General features: G+C 68.3%; 18 protein-coding genes and 1 pseudogene. 15 read left to right on the forward strand and 4 right to left on the reverse strand.

Going from position 1 to position 20,817, the window contains the following annotated elements; genetic code table 11:
• Positions 1-20: 20 nt before the first annotated feature.
• Positions 21-740: a Pr6Pr family membrane protein gene (locus ACIQLD_RS12600; RefSeq protein ID WP_402608322.1), complete on the reverse strand. Its 720-nt coding sequence runs from the start codon at positions 738-740 to the stop codon at positions 21-23.
• Positions 741-844: 104 nt separating this feature from the next.
• Between ACIQLD_RS12600 and ACIQLD_RS12605 the strand changes: the two genes are divergently transcribed.
• Positions 845-3,004 carry an adenylate/guanylate cyclase domain-containing protein gene (locus ACIQLD_RS12605; protein WP_402608323.1) on the forward strand — a complete coding sequence of 720 codons (2,160 nt, stop codon included), beginning with the start codon at positions 845-847 and terminating at the stop codon, positions 3,002-3,004.
• Between the two features lie 2 nt (positions 3,005-3,006).
• Complete coding sequence (locus ACIQLD_RS12610) at positions 3,007-4,431, forward strand: mechanosensitive ion channel domain-containing protein (RefSeq protein WP_402608324.1); 1,425 nt, start codon at positions 3,007-3,009, stop codon at positions 4,429-4,431.
• Between the two features lie 6 nt (positions 4,432-4,437).
• On the opposite strand, the gene ACIQLD_RS12615 is transcribed toward ACIQLD_RS12610, so the two are convergent.
• The gene (locus ACIQLD_RS12615) at positions 4,438-5,400 is read right to left on the reverse strand and encodes a DMT family transporter (RefSeq protein WP_402608325.1); all 963 of its coding nucleotides are present in this window, start codon (positions 5,398-5,400) and stop codon (positions 4,438-4,440) included.
• Positions 5,401-5,545: 145 nt separating this feature from the next.
• Here ACIQLD_RS12615 and ACIQLD_RS12620 point away from each other — a divergent pair, with 145 nt between their 5' ends.
• The 7 genes from ACIQLD_RS12620 to ACIQLD_RS12650 all read left to right on the forward strand — a co-directional run bounded on the left by ACIQLD_RS12620 (position 5,546) and on the right by ACIQLD_RS12650 (position 13,021).
• On the forward strand, positions 5,546-6,679 hold the full coding sequence (locus ACIQLD_RS12620; RefSeq protein ID WP_402608326.1) for a hypothetical protein: 1,134 nt from the start codon (positions 5,546-5,548) through the stop codon (positions 6,677-6,679).
• A gap of 98 nt (positions 6,680-6,777) precedes the next feature.
• The gene (locus ACIQLD_RS12625; protein WP_402608327.1) at positions 6,778-8,049 is read left to right on the forward strand and encodes a hypothetical protein; all 1,272 of its coding nucleotides are present in this window, start codon (positions 6,778-6,780) and stop codon (positions 8,047-8,049) included.
• The gene (locus tag ACIQLD_RS12630) at positions 8,046-8,636 is read left to right on the forward strand and encodes a barstar family protein (protein WP_402608328.1); all 591 of its coding nucleotides are present in this window, start codon (positions 8,046-8,048) and stop codon (positions 8,634-8,636) included. Before ACIQLD_RS12625 ends, ACIQLD_RS12630 begins: the two co-directional genes overlap by 4 nt.
• A complete protein-coding gene (locus tag ACIQLD_RS12635) occupies positions 8,626-9,744 on the forward strand; it encodes a hypothetical protein (RefSeq protein WP_402608329.1) in 1,119 nt (372 codons plus the stop codon). The genes ACIQLD_RS12630 and ACIQLD_RS12635 overlap by 11 nt, the downstream gene beginning before the upstream one ends.
• A 382-nt stretch (positions 9,745-10,126) precedes the next feature.
• Positions 10,127-10,504: a hypothetical protein gene (locus tag ACIQLD_RS12640; protein WP_402608330.1), complete on the forward strand. Its 378-nt coding sequence runs from the start codon at positions 10,127-10,129 to the stop codon at positions 10,502-10,504.
• 114 nt (positions 10,505-10,618) lie between these two features.
• Entirely contained in the window at positions 10,619-11,905 is a 1,287-nt protein-coding gene (locus ACIQLD_RS12645) for an adenylosuccinate synthase (RefSeq protein WP_402608331.1), read from the forward strand.
• Positions 11,906-11,914: 9 nt separating this feature from the next.
• Positions 11,915-13,021 (forward strand): lactonase family protein, encoded by a 1,107-nt coding sequence (locus ACIQLD_RS12650; RefSeq protein WP_402608332.1) that lies wholly within the window; start codon positions 11,915-11,917, stop codon positions 13,019-13,021.
• A 12-nt stretch (positions 13,022-13,033) separates the two neighbouring features.
• Here the strand turns inward: ACIQLD_RS12650 and ACIQLD_RS12655 are convergent, their stop codons facing one another.
• Both ACIQLD_RS12655 and ACIQLD_RS12660 read right to left on the reverse strand, forming a co-directional pair.
• Positions 13,034-14,278, reverse strand: coding sequence for a beta-ketoacyl-[acyl-carrier-protein] synthase family protein (locus ACIQLD_RS12655; RefSeq protein WP_402608333.1), 1,245 nt, complete (start codon positions 14,276-14,278; stop codon positions 13,034-13,036).
• Positions 14,275-15,771, reverse strand: a complete 1,497-nt coding sequence (locus ACIQLD_RS12660) for a class I adenylate-forming enzyme family protein (protein ID WP_402608551.1) — start codon at positions 15,769-15,771, stop codon at positions 14,275-14,277. Before ACIQLD_RS12660 ends, ACIQLD_RS12655 begins: the two co-directional genes overlap by 4 nt.
• Positions 15,772-15,875: 104 nt before the next feature.
• Between ACIQLD_RS12660 and ACIQLD_RS12665 the strand changes: the two genes are divergently transcribed.
• The 6 genes and pseudogenes from ACIQLD_RS12665 (at position 15,876) to ACIQLD_RS12690 (ending at position 20,783) form a co-directional block, all read left to right on the forward strand.
• A complete protein-coding gene (locus tag ACIQLD_RS12665) occupies positions 15,876-16,475 on the forward strand; it encodes a biotin transporter BioY (protein ID WP_402608334.1) in 600 nt (199 codons plus the stop codon).
• Between the two features lie 103 nt (positions 16,476-16,578).
• Positions 16,579-17,932, forward strand: a pseudogene (locus ACIQLD_RS12670) (dihydrolipoyl dehydrogenase family protein).
• Positions 17,933-18,093: 161 nt separating this feature from the next.
• Positions 18,094-18,396 (forward strand): DUF427 domain-containing protein, encoded by a 303-nt coding sequence (locus tag ACIQLD_RS12675; protein ID WP_402608335.1) that lies wholly within the window; start codon positions 18,094-18,096, stop codon positions 18,394-18,396.
• A 109-nt stretch (positions 18,397-18,505) separates the two neighbouring features.
• Positions 18,506-19,378: an ABC transporter ATP-binding protein gene (locus ACIQLD_RS12680; RefSeq protein WP_402608336.1), complete on the forward strand. Its 873-nt coding sequence runs from the start codon at positions 18,506-18,508 to the stop codon at positions 19,376-19,378.
• Positions 19,375-20,061, forward strand: a complete 687-nt coding sequence (locus tag ACIQLD_RS12685) for an ABC transporter permease (RefSeq protein WP_402608337.1) — start codon at positions 19,375-19,377, stop codon at positions 20,059-20,061. The genes ACIQLD_RS12680 and ACIQLD_RS12685 overlap by 4 nt, the downstream gene beginning before the upstream one ends.
• Complete coding sequence (locus tag ACIQLD_RS12690; RefSeq protein WP_402608338.1) at positions 20,058-20,783, forward strand: ABC transporter permease; 726 nt, start codon at positions 20,058-20,060, stop codon at positions 20,781-20,783. Before ACIQLD_RS12685 ends, ACIQLD_RS12690 begins: the two co-directional genes overlap by 4 nt.
• The last annotated feature ends 34 nt before the right edge of the window (positions 20,784-20,817 follow it).

Below are 20,817 nucleotides of genomic sequence, written 5' to 3' on the forward strand. Positions count from 1 at the left end.
GAGAGCAAGCGTGCGAGGGGTCAGGCCTCGGCGATGGCGGCGTCGGCCGTCGAATCGGAGACGACCGCCCGGCGACGGCCCACCCAGACGACGAGGGCGGCGGCACCGATGATGATCGCGGCGATCAGCAGCACGTAGAGACCGACGGCCACGTAGCCGCCCTCCTGGTGAGGGTCGAGGAACGGGTACGGGTACCACCAGGGCTTCCCGGATGCGGGGGCGATCACGAGGTTCGCTCGGATGAGGGTGTAGATCACCCAGACGATCGGGAAGATCGCGGCGATCCCCACCGCGCTCCAGCCGAGAGCCCGCCGCCTCGGGGCGAACAGCACATCGGCCAGCATGATGATCGGCACCACCACGTGGAGCACCTCGTTCGACCAGCCGACCGTCGAGCCCTGGGGCAGTTCGATGCCGCGCAGCAGCAGGTTGTAGACCACGCCGGTGACGATCATGTACGTGCTGGCGCACATCAACAGGATCGCAAGCCAGCGGGGTTCGGCCGTCAGGCCGCGGTGGGCGAGCGCCCAGAAGCCGCCGCACGCCAGCGCGACCACGGCGAGGACGTTCGACTCGATCGTGAAGAAGCTGAAGAAGTTCGAGATGACTGTCGGGAGATGCGCGCCCCACTCGGTCGTCGCCGCCGTGGCGATCTCGAGGGTGCGGATGAGCTGCGCGATGATCGCTGCCGTAGCGAGTACGGCTGCGCCGATGCGCAGGTAGGGCCACCAGGTCGTCATTTCGCCTCCGGTCGCAACTGTAGCGGCAGCTTTCCATAGACCGCGGCACCGATATATCGATATCGTCGGACCGTTCACGCAGCACGCGCATGGCGGAGGGGCAGATGAGCGACAGCGGAAGCGGCACGACGGAAGTGAGCGGTGTGAGGAAGCGGCGGTTCTCGCGCGCCGGTCTCAGCATCCAGTCGAAACTCCTCATCATGCTGCTCGGGGTGAGCCTGGTCTCTTCGGTGATCGTCGGCGCGATCGGATTCGTGAACGGGCGGCAGTCCCTGCACGACTCGGCTGTCGATCAGTTGATCACCATCCGCTCGATGCGCGCGGCGGAGATCACGACGTTCATGGAGAGCGTGCGGCGCGACGCCTCGCTCAACAGCCGCAACCTCAGTGCGCAGTCGATGTCGACGGCGGTGAACGCCGGATTCGCCGACCTCGCCGATGTGGAGCTCGACGAGAGCCAGCGAGACGAGGTGAAGGCCTATTACACGGATGTCTTCATCCCCGAGCTCGAGGCGCGCTCGGGTGAGGAGTACGGAGACACCGCGTTCATCCCCGAGTCTGCGGCTGGGCAGTACGTGCAGTTGCAGTACGCCCTCGGCAACAAGGACTTCGACGCCGACTACGACCTGCAGCTGGACCTGAACGACAGCGGCGACGGCACCAGCTATTCGGCCGCGACCGAGCGCTACGGCGACTACTTCGGCCGACTGGTTCGCGAAGCCGGGTACGAGGACGCGCTCCTGCTCAACCTCGACGGCGATGTCACCTACTCCGCGTACAAAGGAGTGGAGCTCGGCACGAACCTCCTCACCGGGCCCTATCGTGACTCGGCACTGTCGAAGGCGTACGCGGAGGCGATCGCCACGAACTCCGTCAACACGGTCGTGCTCACCGACTTCGACCGCTGGATCCCTTCGCTGAACGTGCCGGCCATGTGGGTCATCTCCCCGGTCGGCAACGACAGCGGCATCACCGGGGCGATGGCGTTCCAGATCTCGATCGACACGATCAACGACGTGATGACGGGGCACGAGCAGTGGAAGGAACAGGGGCTCGGCGACACCGGCGAGGTCTACCTCGTCGGACGTGACGACCTCATGCGCAGCACGGCACGCCGGCTCGTGGAAGACCCCGACGACTACGTGAAGCGCCTCATCAGCGGAGGCATGGCTCCGACCATCGTCGAGAGGATCAAGGCGGTGAAGGGGAGCGTGCTCCTGCAACCGGTCGATACGAAGGCCGTGCAGGAGGCACAGGCCGGGCGCAGCGGTACGGTCGTCGGCCGAGACTTCATCGGCGGGGAGAGTGTCACGACGTACGCCCCGCTCGACATCGAAGGTCTCGACTGGGTCGTGATCGCGCGCATCGACACGGCGGAGGCGTTCGAGCCGGTCAACGTCTTCACTCGCAACGTGCTGCTGTCGCTGCTCGGCATCCTCCTCGGCGTCTCGTTGCTCTCGCTGCTTCTCGCGCAGGTGTTCACGCGTCCGATCCACCGTCTTGTCGGCGCCGTGCATCGAGTGGCGGAGGGCGACCTCGACGTGCAGGTGCCGCAGGGCTCTCGCGACGAGTTCGGCGACCTGGGCAGCGCTTTCAACGACATGGCCTCGAGTCTGCGGATCAAGCAGGACCTGATCGAGGAGCAGCAGAAGGAGAACGAGAAGCTGCTGCACACCCTCATGCCCGAGAGCGTCGCGACGAAGTACAAGCAGGGCGAGGAGGCGATCACCGAGGCTCACGAGAACGTCTCGGTCGTGTTTGCCGAACTCGTCGGATTCGATGACCTCGCCCGTGGAATGAGTGCGGAGGAGGAGATCGGACTGCTGAACACCCTGATGCGCGGGTTCGACGAGGCAGCCGAGAAGGCGGGCGTCGAGAAGGTCCGCACCCTGCGCGGCGGCTACCTGGCCTCGTCGGGACTCATCGTGCCGCGGGTCGACAACATCCGCCGCACAGTCGAGTTCGCGCGGAGCCTGCTCGGGGTGCTGGAGCGATTCAACGCGCAGAACGGCACCCAGATCTCGCTGCGCGCAGGCGTGGACACGGGCACGGTCACGAGCGGTCTCGTGGCGCGCACCAGCCTTGCCTACGACCTCTGGGGTGATGCGGTGAGTCTCGCCTACCGAGTGCGCTCCGTCACGGGTGAGCCCGGCATCTACGTGAGCCAGACCGTGCGCGATCGCACACAGGAGATCGTGAACTACGTCGAGGCGGGGACGGTGGAGACCCAGGGCAGGACCGAGACCGTGTGGAAGGTGGCCTGATCATGGGCGACGTGTTCACGGGCGGCTGGGGCTGGTGGATCATCGGCCTCGCGGTCGGTGTGCCCGTGCTGCTGGTCGTGCTCACCGAGCTCATCGGCACGCTGACCCGACGCGGCAACCCCGTTGCGAAGCCATTGCGCATGCTGCGCAACTGGGTCATCCCGGTCGGAGCGCTTTTCGCGCTGCTGGTGTTCGCGATCCAGTCCCCCGCCGACCAGGTGTGGACCCGCGTCGTGGCGACCGTGTTCGGGTTCCTCATCATCCTGCTCGTGCTGTCGGCGTTCAACGTCGCGCTGTTCGCCAACGCGAAGCCCGGGTCGTGGCGGGAGCGCATCCCGTCGATCTTCGTGGAGATCGGGCGGCTGGTGCTGGTGGGTGTCGGGCTCGCGCTGCTGTTCTCGTGGGTGTGGGATGCCGACGTCGGCGGGCTCTTCACAGCGCTCGGTGTCGGATCGATCGTGATCGGCCTCGCCCTGCAGAACGCGGTGGGCGGGGTGATCTCGGGTCTGCTGCTGCTGTTCGAGCAGCCGTTCAAGATCGGCGACTGGCTCGATGCCGCAGGGGTGAAGGGCCGGGTCGTCGAGGTGAACTGGCGCGCGGTGCACATCGACACCGGCTCCGGCATCCAGATCGTGCCGAACTCGTCGCTCTCCGGCGCCTCGTTCACCAACATGAGCGAGCCCGAGGGGCCGTACTACGCCGAGACGGACGTGAAGTTCTCGACCGACGATCCTCCGCACGAGGTGATCGCGCTCCTCGTCGAGGTGGCCGACTCGCTTCCGATGCGACTGCAGCGCGAGCGGGCGACCGTCGACTACTCGGGGGCCGGGGCGTACTCCGTGTCGATCCCGGTGGCGGGTCCGGCCGATGCGTCTCGGGCCCTCTCGATGTACCTCTCCTGGCTCTGGTATGCGGCACGGCGTCGCGGCTTCGCGCTCGACGGCGACTCCACCGATCCGCTCGCCGAACCGCAGCGTCTGGTCGAGGCGATGCACCAGATCGCGCCGACCCTGCATCTGCGTGACGACGACATCGAGGCCGTGCTCACCGAGGCCCGGCTGGAGCGCTACGGCGTCGGCGAGATCGTGATGCCCAGCGGCGTCGTCCCCGACGAGGTGCGTGTGGTGCTGTCGGGCCGGGCGGCGCTCGCTCTCGAGGTGGAAGGCGGACGCGTCGAGTTCGCCGCCGCCGAGAAGGGCGACCTCATCGGGCAGACCGCTCTCACCCGCGAGCGCACGCAGGCCGTGACCGTCGCGGGCGAGATCCTCACCGTGGTGGTGCTGCCGCTCGACACGATCGACGCCCTGATCCGCACACGACCCCGACTGGCCGCCGAGATCGGGGAGTCGCTCGAACTCAAGCGCACGCTCGCCGCCTCCCGGCTCGCGGAGCTGGGGATCGCGCGCGGGGTGATCACCGGGCGCTGAAGGGCGTCAGGCGCGTCGACGCCACCGCAGGCGCGTGATGAGCACGCCGAGCAGGCACAGCGCCCCGCCGAGGAACATCAGCGGCGTCGGCACCTCGCCGAGGATCGCCCACGACATCAGGATCGCGATCGCCGGCACGACGTAGGTGGTCGCCGAGGTCTGCCCCGCGGTGCTGCGCTGCAGCACGTAGGCCCAGGTCGTGAAGGCGATCGCGGTGGGGAAGACGCCGAGATAGACGACCCACAGCGTCGCATCCAGCGGCGCCGTCTGGAGCGAGCCGATGAGGCTGCCGATCCACGGCAGCAGCGCGATGGTGCCGACTCCCGCCCCGAGCCAGGTCAGGGTGGTCGGGTCGACGCCCGACGTGAGCAGCCGCTTCTGCACGAGCGTGCACCCGGCGTACATGACCGCGGCGAGGAGGGCGAGCAGTAGGCCGGTGATGTCGGGGCCCGCGCTGGTGGACGAGTTCATGCCGATGAGGACGACGCCGAGGAACGCGATGGGTGCACCGATCACGAGCGGCTTCGGGAATCCCTCGCGCAGGAAGAGTCCGCTGAACACGACGACCATGAGGGGCGCGAGGTTGACCACCATCGCCGCGGTGCCGGCGTCGAGCGTGAGCTCTGCGCTGTTGAGGGCGAGGTTGTAGACGCAGAACCAGCCGATGCCCCACACCGCGATCAGCAGCCAGTGCCGACGCTCCGGCATGCGGATGCCGTGGCGCACCGCGATGACCGTGAGGACGACGGTGCCGACAGCCATCCGCAGCAGTGCCAGTGCACCCGGGTCATAGTGCGGGCCTGCGCCGCGGATGCCGATGAAGGCGGACGCCCACAGCACCACGGTGACCAACGCGGCGACGAGCACGAGTGCACCCTGCTTCTTCGGCGCGGCGGTGCTGTTGGTTGCGCTGTTGGTTGCGCTGGTGCTCGTGCGGATCCCGGGATCGCCGGATGCGGCTTCTGCCATCCTTTGATCCTGGCAGGGGCTTCCGACATCGGGCGAGCCGGGGAAGCGACATGGTCCGCGCGTTTTCGGCCACCGTGCCGGTCGGTGGCCGCTCGAGCTCTACGGTTGGAAGAGCAAGCTCTGCCTGAAGGAGAGGTGATGTCCGGTGTCGTACGACCTTGATGTCTTCGGCACGCTGTCGCTCAGTGCGCGTCAGCTGGTCGACGTACTCGTGGAGGATCGGGCTCTGCATGCGCAGGTCGACCCGGGATCCGGAGGGATCTCGGCCGTCGTGCAGGCGGACTCGGGAGAGCACTGCTTCATCCTCGACGGTCCGACTCGGCTGGAGCGTGAGGATCTTCCCGAGGGGAGACCGGATCTCACCCGGCTGCGAGTGCAGTACAGCATCTCCGTGACCTACGACGGGCAGGGGGAGACCAATACGGCGCTCGCGCTCGCCTTCGCCGATCGGCTCGCCCAGCGGGTCAAGGGGACGGTGGTCGACTGGCAGACCGAACCGGAACCGGCTGCGCCTGCACTCCCGCCGGAACCCGAGTACTTCCTGCATCTGGAATGGTTCCGGGGCCTGGACGACGACGGCGATGCCTTCGCTGCCCACTACGTCGCATCGGCGGAGGAGTTCTTCCCCCGTGCTCTGCCGAGAACCTTCGGGTGCTGGTCCCCTTTCGCGAAGTTCGCGAAGGAAGGCGCAGCGGGAGTCGACAGGTTGTATCGAGAGGAATGCGCCTCCCAGCGGATGCAGATCAGCGGACGTAAGCCGCTGATCTACGGATTTCTCGATGAGTGGTCTCGAGATCAGATCGGCGAGCGTCAACGCCTGGGTCTCGTGTTCGACGCCTCCACTTTGCTCAAGCCCCGTCTCGCCGGTGCGGTCGAGGCGTTCTTCGTCGACCTTGCTCGGCGCACGGACAGCTTCTTCGCCTGCGCGGACGTCCGGCGATCGAGGTACAACCCTCCCGTCGCAATGGCGCGATGGGGAGAATGGACGGGCCTGCCCCGGCAGGCGCCGTGGTTGAGCTGGTTCGCCCCCGACTACGCCGCCCTCGTGCAGCCGCACCTGACGACGGGGGAGCTTCGGGAATCCGACCGGGGGCTTCTCCACGTCAGCCGCCCTTCGCCCGCGATTCCCGCCTCAGCATCGATCGAACGCGAACCGTGGGTCCCCGAGGACTTCCTTCCCCTCCAGGGTGACGCCGATGATCGCCGAGTGGCGACGGCCACCGCGAGGATCATGCCTGAGCGCCTCCGGTCGACGAGAGGTCTGACGCGCAGTCGCTGACGGCCGCATCCCCGGTGCTGCGCGCGACGTGACCGTGTTCTTCTCGTGTCGGGCGCGTCCGGCAGGATGGGGGCAGACGATTCGGAGGGGAGTGGTCGATGTCGTATGACCTCGCGGTGTATGGAAAGGTCTCGCTGACGGCGAGGGAGCTGGCGAAGGTGGTCTCGTCGGTGCGGGGGCTGAAGGCCACGGTCGATCGCAGATCGCAGACGGTCTCGTCGATCGTGAACAGGCGCACCCGCGAGATGGCGTTCGAGCTCGACGGCCCCGATGAATTGGAGCCGGAGGACATTCCGGAGGACTGGACCGAGGTCGCGGGGGCGACGGTGCTGTACAGCATCCACGTGTCGTACGACGTGCAGGCGGGCGCAGGGTTCTCGTTCAGCGTCGACGAGACGAAGCTGGCTGTGGCGACGGCGTTCGCCGCACGGTTGGCGGAGCGTGTCGACGGCACGGTGATAGACCCGCAGACATACGAGCCGCCGGAGCGTGAGCCGGAACCCGAGCCCGCACCTGATCCGGAACCCCCGCGACCGCGTTTCCTGCATCTGCGCTGGTACCGCCTGCTCGACGACGCGAACGACAAGGACCTCGCCGAGATCTATCTCCGCACCGCTCGCGAGTTCTTCACACCCGGCGTGCCCTCGCGGTTCGGCACGTACGAACCCTTCCAGGGGCGGTTTCCCCGTGACGAGGACTCGCGGTTCGACGAGATGTACCGCGAGGACTGCTACATCGGCGATCTCATCCTCGCGGGCAAGCCGATCGAGCACGGGACCATCGACGGCTGGACGAACGACCTGAGCCAGCGGAAACAGTCGGTCGGGCTGATGTTCGAGCTCGATCGGCTCTTGAAACTCAAGGCCCTCGATGCCGTCGAGCCGTTCCTGGTGGCGCTCGCCGAGCGGACCGGCTCCTTCTTCGCTTTCGCCGAGGTCAACACGAGCCGGTACCGAACCGCGCTGCCTCCCATGGGTGTCAAGCTTGACGACCCGTGGAGCGGTCTGCCGACGGAGCCGCAATGGCTGACTTGGTTCGGGCCGGAGTACGCCGATCTCGTCGCCCCGCATCTCGATCCCCCGCGCATGACGGCCAACTCGCAGGGGACCCTGCACCGCTGGACGGAGCATCCGGCTGAGGCGGATGAACTTCGTGAGCTGAGCGGCGATCCCTGGATCCCCGATGGCTTCCGAGGAGTGCTTGACCCTGCCGGCGACGGTCGGTGCAACAAGGCGGCTGCAGTCATGCCGGCGTCCCTGCGCTATCCCGTCCCCGGTTCGGCTCAAGCTCTCCGTATCGAGGCGCACTACGCGCGGGTGCGGGAGATCGAGGCCAACGCGCGAAACCGAGCCACCGAGGGGCGTCGATGACGCTCGAAGGGGGAGAGGCAGGCCTGACGGCGACCGCGAGGGCCTTCCTCTGGGCGACGGAAGGTCCGTGGGTGTACGTCGGGTACGGCGAGCAGGGACGCGAGAAGTGGATTCCATCTTCCTTCTACACGACTCCGGAGCTGGATGACGTGTGCGTGCGCACTCTGCGCGGATGGAAGATGCGGTCCCATGAGGGGCTCATGAACGAGTTCGGCGCCGCTCTCCAGTTCTTCGACGGGTTCGGGGAGAACTGGTCGGCGCTGAACGACTGCCTACGTTCTCTGGATGAGTGGTTGCCGGCGAAGGCTTATGTGCTCGTCGTCGAGCGCGCCGAAGAGGTGCTCGTCGACGATCCCCTCGATCTCGAAGCGTTCTTGCGCACACTCCATTCCGCCGGAGAATCCTGGTCTGAAGTGGTGTACAGCCCCGAGATCTATGCGCGCCCGCCCATCCCCTTCCACGTGTTGCTGAACGTCAGCGATGCGCACCCGGAGGGCATCGATCGATTCGTCCGCACTGCCGCCGAGGCGCGAACCGATATCGCCTTGCGTGGCTCCTCGATGAATGGAGATCATCGTGTCTTTTGACCTCGAGGTGTATGGCGAGCACTCGCTCTCATCGGATCAGATCGCGGAGGTCGTCTTGTCGGTGGGGGGCCTCGTCGCTGAGCAGGACGCAGCAGGGGCGAGCATCACGGCCGTCCGCCACGCCGACTCGGAGCGCCACTGCCTCACACTCGACGGCCCGTTTGGCATCGACGATGGAGACATTCCGGAGCGTTGGCAAACTGCCCTCTCCGGGGCGACCGTGCTCTATCAGATCCATGCGGACGTCGAAGAAGATGACGTGCGGTGCGCACTCGCGTTCTCGAGGATGCTGGCTTCACGAGTCGCCGGGCGGGTGCTCGACCCGCAGAACGATGAAGCGCCGGGACCTCGGTCCGCCCCGACGGCAGAGTCGGCGTACGGGCAGTTCCTGCACCTTCACTGGTTCCGCCCGGGCGGCATCGGCGAGGATGTCGCCGCCTTGTATCTGGAGGTCGCACGGGAACTGATGCCGCTCGCCGTCCCCGCGCGATTCGGTCCGCATGAGCCCTTCCAGGGGAAGTTGCCTCGTGACGACGATGCCGCTTTCGATCGCATGTACCGGACGGCCTGCGCGGTCGACAGCATGTATTTCGTCGGCACGGCGCCCTCGCTGGGGGGATACATCGACAGTTGGGGTGCGCCGAACCCGAAGTGGCCCGTCGACCTGATGGTCACCTTCGACTTCAGCGGGCTCGAGAGGGCGGGCGCCGTGAGCGAGATCACCGACTTCTTCGTCGAGGTCGCACGCCGCATCGGAAGCTTCTCCGCCTACGTGGAGCTGAACGATGCGGCGTATGCGACGGCCGCGCCCCTGCGATCCCTCGGCGCGTGGGCCGGACTCCCCGACGAGCCGCAGTGGCTGACGTGGTACTCCCAGGAGTATGCCGCTCTGGTGCACCCCTATCTGACAGGTGGTGTGTCCCGCTCCTTCCCGGAGGGGCTCCTCCACCAATGGTCCGAGGCTCCGATGACCGCGGGGCAGATCCGGCCGCTGCTCACCAGGGCTCCGTGGGTTCCCGACGAGCTTCTGCCGCTGCGCTCCCCCATTTCCCGGCGGAGGCTGCTCCGCGTGGCCGACGAGATGCCCGAGTCCCTCCGCGGTGAGTGACACTTCCCGAACTTCGAATCGACGAAGTTTCCCCGGATGCCGTTGGGGCATTCGTCGTTACCTCAAATGAGATTGCTGTCCTCGCGAACGCCATCGCGCAATCGCGCCTGGCCATCGACGATTGGGAGTTCTCATCGCTGGTCGGAATGAAGCCGAGCGAGGCTGACCAGATGCGACAGGCTCTCGTTCATGTGTTGCGCACACACGAGCCGCCACAAACATAGCGACCAGCCTCGACAGCGGGCGGAACGCCCTCCGGCTGCTGAGCGCTCGTGTGGAGTGGGCCGTCGCTACAGGTCACCCTGGTGACTTCCGTCAGCACGGCCGCGACGCGAGCGCAATCGGGGCACCCGTGCCCACCCGGGAGATAGGCTCCTGTGCCATGACGGCGCACAAGAACCAGCGGCAGCAGCAGCCCGAACTTCACGGAGGGGTGTTGAGTGGCGGTGGCAGCCCGACCCTGTGGGGCGCGCTGATCGGACTCATCGTCTTCGTCTTCGTCGGCGTCCCGATCAGTGCGGCGGTGCGCTTCGCGACCCATCCCATGTCCCAACAGCTGTTCGGTGGTCGGCTGTCGGAGGCCACTGTCGGCGGGTACACGGCGTTCTGGTGGATCGTCGCGATCATGCTCCTCGCGCTCCCCTTCCTCGTGGGGTGGGGCGTCGCGAAGCTCTCGGCCCGGACGCTCACGATCATCGGGGCGATCGCGGTGGCCTTCTTCGTCGTCATCCTGATCCTCGGTCAGCTGTACGTGTTCTGATCGGTTCGGACCGTCCCCGAAAGGGGCACCGAAGCCCTCCCGATAGGATGGGACCGCCCGAAGAGGGCCAGCTCATCGGCCGGTGCAAACCCGGCGAAAGCCAGGGGGTTACCCATGCCAGGAATCGTTATCGTCGGCGTGCAGTGGGGCGACGAAGGAAAGGGCAAGGCCACCGATCTTCTCGGTGAGCGCACCGACTGGGTGGTGAAGTTCAACGGCGGCAACAACGCCGGGCACACCGTCGTGGTCGGTGATGAGAAGTACGCGCTGCACCTGCTGCCCTCCGGCATCCTGTCTCCGGGCGTGACCCCCGTGATCGGCAACGGCGTCGTGGTCGACCTCGAGGTGCTGTTCTTCGAGCTCGAGGCGCTCGCCGCTCGCGGCATCGATGTCTCGCGCCTCAAGGTCAGCGCCAACGCGCACATCATCACGCAGTACCACCGCACGCTCGACAAGGTCACCGAGCGCTTCCTCGGCAAGCGCATGATCGGCACGACCGGTCGCGGCATCGGCCCGGCATACGCCGACAAGATCAACCGTGTGGGCATCCGTGTGCAGGACCTGTTCGACGAGAACATCCTGCGCCAGAAGGTCGAGGGCGCCCTCGACCAGAAGAACCACCTGCTGGTGAAGATCTTCAACCGCCGCGCGATCACCGCCGACGAGGTCGTCGAAGACCTGCTGTCGTACGCCGAGCGGCTGCGGCCCATGGTCGCCGACACCGGCTACCTCATCGCCCAGGCTCTGGAACGCGGCGAGGTCGTCGTGTTCGAGGGCGGCCAGGCGACGATGCTCGACATCGACCACGGCACCTACCCGTTCGTGACCTCGTCTTCGGCGACTGCCGGAGGAGCTGCGACGGGCGCGGGCGTCGGTCCCGGTGCGCTCGACCGCATCGTCGGCATCGTCAAGGCCTACACGACCCGCGTCGGCTCGGGTCCGTTCCCGACCGAGCTCTTCGACGAGCAGGGCGAGTGGCTGCGCAAGCAGGGCTTCGAGTTCGGCACCACCACCGGCCGTCCGCGCCGGGTGGGCTGGTACGACGCCCCCATCACGCGTTACGCGACGCGCATCAACGGCATCACCGACCTGGTGCTCACCAAGCTCGACATCCTCACCGGCCTCGAGCAGATCCCGGTGTGCGTGGCCTACGACGTCGATGGCGAGAGGTTCGACGAGGTGCCGGTCAACCAGACCGACTTCCACCACGCGAAGCCGATCCTGGAGTACTTCCCGGGCTGGAACGAGGACATCTCGGTCGCGCGCACCTTCGAAGACCTTCCGCAGAACGCGCAGGACTACGTGCTGGCGCTCGAGAAGATGAGCAACACGCGCATCTCGGTGATCGGCGTCGGCCCGGAGCGCGACCAGGTCATCGTCCGCCACGGTCTGCTCGACTGACCTGCGCCCGTGACGCGCTTCTGGCTCGGCGGCTACGGTGCCGCGATGGACGGCTCTGCCGACGGCATCGGCCTGCTCGCGGGAGACGAGGGTCGTGAGGCCTCGACGCTCGCCTACCGCGGTGCCGTGGTCGAGACTCCGTCGCCGTCGTGGCTGGCTCAGCATCCGACCCTCGATGTCGTCTACGCGGCACTCGAGGGCGACGCCGCGGTGCAGGCGTTCTCCCGTGCGGGAGAAGCCGCCCTCGCCCCGCTGGGTGCGCCCGCGCCGGTCGGCCAGTACGTCTGCCACGTCGCGGTCGCACCCGACGGCTCGGCCCTGATCGCCAGTTGCTACGGCGACGGACGCGTGGTGCGGTTCGACCTGGATGCGGAAGGACGCATCGTGCCTCCGAAACCGGATGCCGCCGCGGCACTCCGCGCGGCACTGTTCGGTGAGCCCGACCCGGATGCTCCCGTGGCCACTCCGCCCGGCGACGGCATCGCGGCGGTCGACCCGTACGGGGTGGGCGGCGACCGCGTCTCCCACGCGCACGCCGCGGTGTTCCTGCCCGATGGCCGCGTCGCGACGACCGACCTCGGCTTCGACCTCGTGCGCTTCTGGCGGCAGAGTGGCAGCGGACTCGTGCTCGACCACGAGGTCGTGCTCCCGCTCGGCACCGGACCGCGGCACATGGTCCTGCACCCCAGCGGACACCTGCACGTGGTCACCGAGTACTCCTGCGAGGTGTTCACCCTCGCTCGCGCGGCGGACGGCACCTGGAGCGTCGTGTCGGTGACCTTGACGAGCCCGATCGCCGAGGTGGGCACAGACTTCCCGGCCGAGCTCGCCCGTACTCGCGACGGACAGTTCCTCTACACGGCCCTGCGCGGCAGCAACACGATCGCCGCGCTGCGGGTGCGCGGTGGCGGCGAGTCTCTGGAATCCGTGGCGCTCGCCGATTCCGGTGTCGACTGGCCGCGGCACCACCTCGTGCACGAGGGCAAGATGCTCGTCGCCGGTCAGCGCTCCGACACGATCACGCTGATCGACCTCGACGAGCGCACGGGCGCGCCCCTCGGCATCCGTCACGAGGCGCAGGTTCCGACGCCGACGCACTTCCTGCCGGTCCGCTGACCTCGGCCCGCTTCACTCGGGCGTGGTGAGCAGCAGTGCCGCGTTGTGGCCGCCGAACCCGAACGAGGTCGACAGCACGGTGCGTACCGGATGTGGTCGCTCCCGCTCGCGCACGAAATCCCAGCCGTCGGCACACGGATGCGACAGGTTCATCGTCGGGGGCAGCACCTGATCGCGCAGGGTCATCGCGACGATGACGGCTTCGACGACACCGGCAGCGCCGAGCAGGTGCCCGGTCGTCGACTTGGTCGCGGTGAGCGGGATGGACGGTGCTCTCCGGCCGAGCGCCTGCGTGAGCGCGACCAGCTCGGCCTCATCGCCCAGGACCGTGCCCGTGCCGTGCGTGTTCACGTGGTCGATGTCTGCGGCGTCCGTGTCGGCGTCGGTGAGGCAGGCGGCGATCGCTCTCGTCGCCCCCGCGGCGGCAGGGTCGGGCGCGGTGGCGTGATGTGCGTCGCCCGTCGCGCCGAATCCGGCGATCGTCGCAAGGGGCCGAATGCCGCGTTCGCGTGCGGCATCAGCGGATTCCAGCAGCACGGCGGCCGCGCCCTGTGCCATGACGAAGCCCGTGCGGGCGCGGTCGAAGGGGCGTGAGGCCACCGACGGGTCGTCCCCGAATCCGGTGGCGATCGAGCGGAGGTTCGCGTGGGCGGCGAGGTGCAGCGGGCCGAGGCAATCCTCCATCCCGACGACCAGCACGGTGTCGGCATACCCGTGGCGGATTCGGCGTAGACCTTCCCCGATCGCGACCGCTCCGCTCGCGCAGGCCGCGGCGACCGCGTGGGTCTGGCCGAGGAATCCGTATCGTCTGCTGAGCACGCCGGCGATCGCATCCGCCGTTCCGTAGACCGTGAGGCCGGGCGGCACCCGACGCGCCCCGTGGTCCCGCAGCGTTCCTGCGGCTTGCACGGTCGCATCTACCGGCCCGGAACCGGTGGCGACGATCACCTGCGCGGCATCCGCCTGCCACGGCTGCCCGGGGACAGCCGCGTCGACGAGTGCTTCATCGGCGGCGGTGATCGCCCACTGCTGCATCGGTGTGAGGCGCCGGGCGAGCGATGCTGCCAGATCGACCGGGGTGGTGAAGCCGTGCACCACCCCGCCCACCTGCACAGGGCCCGAGCCGGAGAGCTCCGGCGGCAGGCGGGTGATGCCGCTTCGTCCCGCGCGCACAGACGCCCACGACTCCGATACCGACAGTCCGCTCGGCGTGACCGCGCCGACACCGGTGATGACCACGGATCGCCTGCCGTTCATGCTCGTCCCTTCCCGAGCGCCACCAGATCCGCGACGGCGGCGCGACGGATCTTCCCGCCGGCGGTCCGCGGAAACTCCGGCAGTGCGTACCAGCGGCGCGGAACGGATGCCGGGGCGAGATGCTGTTTCGCCCACCTGCGCAGCTCCGCGGCGGGTGGGGTGACGCCTTCGACGACCAGCGCGATCCGTGTGCCGAGACGCTCGTCGCTCTCGGCGATCGCGCAACAGGCGCTGAGGCCCGGCATCCCGTCGAAGGCGCGCTCCACCTCGTCGAGCGCGACGGTGTGCCCGCCCGTCGTGACGACGTCGCCCCTTCTGCCGACGAAGGTGAAGTCCCGCCCGTGCAGGCGTCCCTGATCGTGCACGCTCGCCCAGCCGTCGGCGTCCGCCAACGATGTCGTGCTCGTCTTCGGCAGGTAGCCGGCCGAGCAGGAGGGCGAGCGCACCCAGAGGCTGCCCAGCTCGCCGGCCGGAAGGTCGGTACCGGCGTCGTCACGGACGCGCGCGTCGACGTGCGGGTAGAGCCGGATGGCCCCGTCGCCGGCGCGATCGTCGCCGATGAAGCCGAGTTCGCCGGTGCCGAAGTAGCCGATTGTCCGGACGCGGGGGAGGGCGTCGGCGACGCCGGCTCGTGTCGATGCGGAGAGTGCCGCCCCTCCCGTGACGATGAGCTCGATGCCGTCGTACCGCCCTGGATGGCGGAGGGCTGCGTCGACGAGGGTCGTCACCGCTGCGGGGATCGTGACGAGGCGCGTGATGCGCTCGTCGTGCACGCGAGGGGTGAGCCACAGTGCGTCCAGGCTGTCGGCGACGTGCAGCTGACCACCCGTGGCGAGTACCTCGAACAGCGTGTACAAGGTCAGGCTGTACGACATCGGGCCCGGCGCGAAAGTCGCGACGCGGTCGTGCGCGCCGAGGTGCTCGCGGGACACCTCGATGTTCGCCGCGTACTGCGCCCGCGTCTTGAGAAACGCCTTCGGCGCGCCCGTCGTACCGGATGAGGTCAGCAGCAGGAACGGAGCATCGATCCGAGGGTCGTCGGTCGGCGCCTCGTCGGTCGGCGCCTCGGGCACGGATGATCCGTCGTCGAGCAGGTCGGCGAGGTCGAAGATCAGACCGGGCCACCCCCTCGCGCGCAGAGCGTGCCGGAGGTCAGGAACATCCGTGATGACGGCAGGCGTCCCGGATGTGACGATCGACTGCATCTGCAGAGCGACGGGCCACTGCGCGTCGACGACGGTGAGGATGCGGTCGCCCGCCTCCACCGCGACGACGGCGCGCGCGGTGTCGAATGCGGACGACAGGCAGAGGGCGACGACCGGGGGCAGGTCAGCGAGGCTGCTCGGATGAACCGCAGCGGTGTCCGTTACGAGCAGACGCCCGATGGCCGCGGATATCCGGCGTGACTCGGCGTGGAGCTCGCCGTACGTCAGGCGGGCATCGCGGCCGACGATCGCCGGGCGGCCGGGGTCGTCGGCGGCGATGCGGCGCAGCGTCGGGGTGAGAGACGTGAGGACTCCTGGGCGGGTTTGCGCGGAAAGGGTGGCGTCCCTATTCTAATGAACACCGTTCAGGTGAACGGCGTTCAGGAGGATTCATGACCACGTCCCGCGCCACCGACACGAGCGCCTCGCTCGGCCGCATCGCGGTCTTCGCCGCACTGATCGTCGTGCTCGGCACCGTGATCGTGCCTCTGCCGAGCGGCGTGCCGATCACGGCGCAGACTCTGGGGGTCATGCTCGCCGGACTCGTGCTGGGGCCGCGTCTCGCGCCACTCGCCGTGGTCCTCGTGCTCGCGCTCGCCGCGGTCGGACTTCCGGTTCTCGCGGGTGGTCGCGGAGGCCTCGGCGTGTTCGTCGGGCCGAGTGCCGGGTACCTCGTCGGCTGGATCGCCGGGGTCGTCGTGATCGGCCTCCTCATGCGCACGGGTCGCTTCACCTGGTGGCGGTCCGCGATCGCCGCACTCGTCGGCGGAGTGTTCGTGGTCTACGCGTTCGGCATCCCGGTGCAGTCGTTCGTGACGGCAGTGCCGCTCGGGCCCACGGCGTTGTCGAGCCTCGCCTTCCTGCCCGGAGACCTGATCAAGGTGGTTGCGGCGACGCTGGTCGTGGTCGCTCTCCGGCGGGCCTACCCGCGTGCGTTCGCCGACGATCGGCGGGCGAGTGCGCACGCCACCGTCGTCGCACCCGCTCCCTAGCCGTCCCGGTTCCGCCACGCCGCAGGGAACAACTCACCCGTGACTCGGCGTTGCTCATGAGCGAGACTGGGCCACGTAACCGGCTCACGGAGAGGTGCGACGCATGAATGCTGCGGAGAAGACCGACGAGTACGACCTGATCGTGTTGGGCGGTGGTCCGGTGGGCGAGAACGTCGCCGACCGAGCCGTGCAGGGCGGACTCACCGCGATCATCGTGGAGAGCGAGCTCGTCGGAGGCGAGTGCTCCTACTGGGCGTGCATGCCGTCGAAGGCGCTGCTGCGTTCGGCGCAGGCGCTCCGTGCCGCGCAGCACGTGGGTGGTTCCTCCCAGGCAGTCACCGGAAAGCTCGATGTGCGCGCCGTGTTCGACCGTCGCGACTCGTTCACCAGCAACTGGTCGGACGACGGTCAGGTGAAGTGGCTCGACTCGGCCGGCATCGACCTGGCCCGCGGCCACGGCCGCATCACGGGCGAGCGCGAGGTGACGGTGACGGATGCCGACGGCGCTGAGCGCGTGCTCAAAGCTCGGCATGCGGTCGCTATCAGCACCGGATCGGATGCCGTCATCCCGCCCATCGACGGCCTCCGCGAGGCCACCCCGTGGACCAGCCGCGAGGCCACGAGCGCCGAGGAGCTGCCCGAGAGCCTGGCCGTCATCGGCGGAGGGGTCGTCGCCGTCGAGATGGCGACCGCCTACGCCGCACTCGGCTCGAAGGTCACCGTGATCGCCCGCAGCGGCCTGCTCGGCGGGATGGAGCCCTTCGCGGGTGAGCGCGTCGCCGCAGGCCTGAAGGAACTCGGCGTCGACGTGCGCACCGGCACGGGAACGACATCCGTGCATCGCGGCGCGAACGGCGTGACCATCACCCTCGACGGCGGTGAGGAGATCACCGCCACCGAGGTGCTCGCCGCGACCGGCCGCTCGCCGCGCAGCGGTGACATCGGCCTCGACGTCGTGGGACTGGAGCCCGGCCACTGGATCGAGACGGATGACACGCTCCGCGTCCCCGGATCCGACTGGCTGTACGCGGTCGGCGACGTCAACGGTCGCGTGCTCCTCACCCACCAGGGCAAGTACCAGGCGCGCGCCGCCGGCGATGTGATCGTCGCCCGCGCCCAGGGTGAAGACGTGGACGACGGGCCTCACCGAGGCCCAGGCGGTCAAGGCCGGTATCGCGGTGAAGGCCGTCGACTACGACCTGGGCTGGGTCGCCGGGGCGAGCCTCTACGAAGACGGCTTCGAGGGCCAGGCGCGGCTCGTGGTCGACACCGACCGCGACGTCGTGATCGGTGCGACGTTCGTCGGTCCCGAGGTGGCGGAGCTGGTGCACGCGGCGACCGTGGCGATCGTCGGCGAAGTCCCGATCGCCCGCCTCTGGCACGCGGTGCCGTCGTACCCCACGATCAGCGAGATCTGGCTACGACTGCTGGAGGGCTACGGCCGCGACTCCGCGTGACCCGCATCGGGGTCTGATCCCGACATCGGGGGCAATCCGTTCGCGCGATCGTGCCGAACAGGAGCCGGATTGTTTCTCATATTGACGGCCGCGGCGCAACCCTCACCCCCGATGTCCGCACCGTCTTATACGCTCGTACCCACATCCGAGGAGGCAGGACCATGAAGGCTGTACTCGCAGGAACCGTCATCGCCGAAGCCGACGAGAGCGATCTCGCCCGCATCGAGGGGAACTGGTACTTCCCGCCCGCGTCCATCACGCCAGGAGTGCTCGTCGAGAGCCCCACGCCCTACACCTGTCCGTGGAAGGGCGCCGCTCAGTACTACTCGGTGCAGACCGCGGGCGAGCTCCACACCGACTACGCCTGGTCGTATCCGAACCCTTACCCCTCCGCCTTCGATCGCGTGGGCAAGGACTTCTCCGGGTTCGTGGCCTTCGATCCGCGCGTCGAGGTCGGCCCGTAGCCATCTGAAGAGCCCCGTAGCCATCTGAAGAGCCCCGTAGCACCCGTAGCCATCTGAAGAGCAACGACTCGTCCGCTCGCACATCGATCGACCGACTGGAGACCAGCCCATGATCGAGTTCCGCAACGTCACGAAGCGGTTCCCCGGCGGCGCCCTCGCCGTCGACAACTTCAGCCTCGTGCTGCCCTCGCGCAAGACCACCGTGTTCGTCGGCTCGTCCGGCTGTGGCAAGACCACCCTGCTCCGCATGATCAACCGCATGGTCGAGCCGACTTCCGGCGAGGTCGAGATCGACGGTGAGAGCGTGCTCCAGGGTGACCCGGTGGCCCTGCGTCGACGCATCGGCTACGTGATGCAGAACTCCGGCCTCATGCCGCACTTCACGGTCATCGACAACGTCGCCACGGTGCTGCGCCTGACCGGCGTGAAGAAGGCTGCCGCCCACAAGCGCGCACGGGAGCTGCTCGACACGGTCGGTCTCGACCAGGCACTCGCCGAGCGGTACCCGAGCCAGCTCTCCGGCGGCCAGCAGCAGCGCGTCGGCGTCGCCCGCGGCCTCGCCGCCGACCCGAACATCCTGCTCATGGACGAGCCCTTCGGCGCGGTCGACCCCATCGTGCGGGCCGACCTGCAGCAGGAGACCCTGCGGCTGCAGCGCGAGCTCGACAAGACGGTCGTGTTCGTCACGCACGACATCGACGAGGCGTTCCTCCTCGGCGACCAGGTGGTCATCCTCGACAAGGGCGCGCGCATCGTGCAGGTGGGCAGCCCCAGCGAGATCATCGAGAACCCGGCAGACGACTTCGTCTCGGCGTTCATCGGCGCCGAACGCGGACGCCGTGCTCTGCACCTCAAGCAGACGCCCCACGGCACCGTGGTGGTCGACGGTGAGGGTCGCACCCAGGGGGCGATCATCGATGTTCCTGATGCTGTTACCGACGCGCTTCTGAGCGAGGAGAGCGCGACGAAGGGCGCTCCGTGAACTGGATCGGCGACAATCTCGGCCTCATCCTCGAGCTGACCGGTATCCACCTGCAGCAGAGTGCGATCGCCATCGTGCTCGGCTTCGTGCTGTCGCTGCCGCTGGGCTGGGTCGCCTGGCGCTATCAGCTCGTGAAGGGGCCGGTCATCGTCCTCACCGGACTGCTCTACACGATCCCCTCGCTCGCCCTGCTGATCCTGCTTCCGTCCGTCGCCGGGTACCCCGCGCGCAGCCCGGTGAACCTCATCATCGGCCTCACGATCTATGCGGTCGCGATCCTGGTGCGCGCCGTATCCGATGGCCTCGACTCGGTCGATCCCGCGATCCGACAATCCGCGACCGCGATGGGCTACGGCGGGTTCCGACGGTTCTGGACCGTCGACTTCCCGCTCGCCGGGCCCGTCGTGCTCGCCGGACTCCGGGTGGCCGCGGTCAGCACGATCTCCCTCGCCACCGTCGGCATCCTGGTCGGTGTGAACAACCTCGGTTACCTGTTCACCAACGGCCTGCAGCGCCGCATCCTCGCCGAGGTGTTCGCCGGCGTCATCGCGGTGGTCGTGATCGCGCTCGTGATCGACCTCTTGCTCCTGCTCCTCGGCCGGGCGTTGATGCCGTGGACGCGCGCGGCGAAGACCCCGTCGACCGCCGCGCGCCAGACCGCCGCCCTGAGGACCGCCGCATGAACGTGTTCACCGAGGCCCTCGCCTGGCTCTTCTCCCCTGACCGCTGGGAGGGGCCCTACTCGCTGCCCATCCTGTTCGGCCAGCACATGTACTACACGCTGATCTCGGTGCTCATCGCCGGCATCATCGCGATTCCCCTGGGGTGGCTCATCGGTCACACCGGCAAGGGCCGTGAGATCGCGGTCGCGGTCTCCGGCGCGGCACGTGCCATCCCGTCGTTCGGCCTCATGGTGCTGCTCGTGCTGATCCTGGGGGTGCTCCGCGTTCCCGAGGCCGCGATCATCACGTTCGTGCTCCTCGCGATCCCCTCGCTCCTCGCCGGTGCGTATACCGGCCTCGAAGCCATCGACCGTCGTGTGCTCGACTCCGCGCGTTCGATGGGCATGACCGAGTGGCAGGTGTTCTGGAAGGTCGAGGTCCCGCTCGGTCTCCCGCTGCTGGTCGGCGGCATCCGCGCGGCTCTCCTGCAGGTGATCGCCACGGTCACGATCGCCGCCTACGTGAACCTCGGCGGTCTCGGCTGGCCGATCATCCAGGGCATTCCGTTGCGCAAGTTCGACCAGGTGCTCGGAGGGGCGATCCTCGTCGCGGTGCTCGCGCTGGTCGTCGACCTGATCTTCGCCTTGCTCCAGCACGCCGCCGTTCCCGCGGGGGTGCGCGCACCGACCACGACTCGTCGCTCGCGCGCGGCCGCTGCCTCGCCGGCACCGGCAACCGCCTGACACGCCCATCGTCCGACACAACCCACAGCCTGAC

Origin of the sequence: Microbacterium sp. NPDC091662 (genome assembly GCF_044756705.1) — a bacterium.
Lineage (GTDB): Bacteria > Actinomycetota > Actinomycetes > Actinomycetales > Microbacteriaceae > Microbacterium.